This window comes from Thermogutta sp. (assembly GCF_014359955.1).
Lineage (GTDB): Bacteria > Planctomycetota > Planctomycetia > Pirellulales > Thermoguttaceae > Thermogutta.
In genome coordinates, this window is record NZ_JACIYL010000951.1 from 1 (window position 1) to 1516 (window position 1516).

The 1516-nt window shown below is 55.3% G+C and carries 2 protein-coding genes; both read right to left on the reverse strand.

Translation table 11 applies throughout. From position 1 onward, the window contains the following. Nucleotides 1-43: 43 nt before the first annotated feature. Nucleotides 44-421 carry an STAS domain-containing protein gene (locus H5U08_RS18475; protein ID WP_297036531.1) on the reverse strand — a complete coding sequence of 126 codons (378 nt, stop codon included), beginning with the start codon at nt 419-421 and terminating at the stop codon, nt 44-46. A 218-nt stretch (nt 422-639) separates the two neighbouring features. After that, complete coding sequence (locus H5U08_RS18480; protein ID WP_297036533.1) at nt 640-1377, reverse strand: cytidylate kinase-like family protein; 738 nt, start codon at nt 1375-1377, stop codon at nt 640-642. Between the last annotated feature and the right edge of the window lie 139 nt (nt 1378-1516).

Sequence of the window (1516 nt, forward strand, 5' to 3'; positions counted from 1 at the left end):
CACAAGACAAGACCGACGAGCCGACTACCCGACAAAAGAGGCCTCAAAAACTGGCCAGGGCGTCAGCTTCCGTCTTAAAAATCTGGAAGATTGTGTCAAATCGGGTAATCTTGAAAACTTCGTAAATATTCGGATTGATCGAGCAGAGCTTCACAACGCCACCCCGTTTGGACACCCGATTCTCTAAAGCTCGCAATTTTCCCAGAGCGCCACTGGAAAGAAACTGCACATTGGCGAAATTGAGAAGCAGCTTCGTCCGGTTCCCCTGATCGACCAGCGAGAACAGCTCCTGCCCCAGTTCCTGAATCCCCAGATCGTCGGTGATTCGGCTTTCCTTGAAATGAACAACCGTCACATCGTCCACTTCATAAACGTCGATGTGACGAAATTCCCCCAATTGTACGTTGTCGGGTTGAGTCATTGCCGCTGCTCGCTTCTTCAGACTCCTGGATGAGGGAAACCCGCCGAAAACCTTCCTCTCAATACCCTGTCACGATTCACGGGGCCCCCGACCAGTTCGACCCTATCTTACCGGGATTTTTCCAACTTGCAAGAGGCAGACGCCAGCTCCGCGATTGTCGTTTGCGGTCCGCCCATGAGGACTTTCTCTACCGCGTTCTTTCGTGACGCATCTCCGGGCTAGGTTTGCTGTTGGGCCAAAAGTGCGGCCTCGCGAGCCTTCCAGGCTGTCACGATCAGATCCGCCGTAGCCTCCACCCCCCAACGCTCCACATTGAGAACGAGGTCGTACCATTGAGGATCGCTGACATCCTTATGGAAGAACTGCTGAACGAATTGTCGCCGCGCCGCTTCGAGTTCCTGGACGAAACGGCGGGCTTCGGCTTCGCTGAGTCCCTTCTCCTTTTGAATTCTCGCCACGCGGTATTTTTCAGACGCCACAATCCGCACGGCCAGTCCGGCCTTGTCCGGCAAGAGGAAGCAGATTCCCCTGCCCACAAAGATCACCTGTCCCTTTCGGGCGGCTGCCCAAACCACGCGTTGAAGGCAGGCGAGGAATTTGTCGCTGGAGATAACATGGGGATCCAGCCACTGTCCCAGCGTATCGCGCACCCAGTTCCCCGGCGATTCGTCGATCGATTCCAACTGGCTGCGTTCCAGGCAGAACCTTTGGGCAATCGTGTCGAGCACGTTTTTGTCGATGACATCCCACTGAAGTTTTTCACCCACTCGCTGGGCGATTTCTTCCGCCCCGCACCCAGCCTGCCGAGAAATGGTGATGAATGGCCCGAGTTTCTTCTGGCCGGAGTGCGCTTGATCGAAGCGAATCACCCGTTCCGCAATCTGCTGGGCTGCCGACCATTTGGCCATTTCCCGCTCAGCCGCCGCCCGAATCCGAGGTTCTCGAATGTCCACCATGGCACCCTCCCGTTTTGTCTGACGAGTCCCAAAAAGACCAGCCCTGCGATACCGGTCATCTGTCGCCCCGGTACATTCCACCGCGCATTCATTATAACCGCGGTCGTTTTAAAAAATCTAGAAAATTGGCAACCGATTG

What these genes read in the sequence shown, in the direction of transcription:
- H5U08_RS18475 (WP_297036531.1), bottom strand. Translation starts at nt 421, where the DNA reads ATGACTCAACCCGACAACGTACAATTGGGGGAATTTCGTCACATCGAC.
- H5U08_RS18480 (WP_297036533.1), bottom strand. Translation starts at nt 1,377, where the DNA reads ATGGTGGACATTCGAGAACCTCGGATTCGGGCGGCGGCTGAGCGGGAA.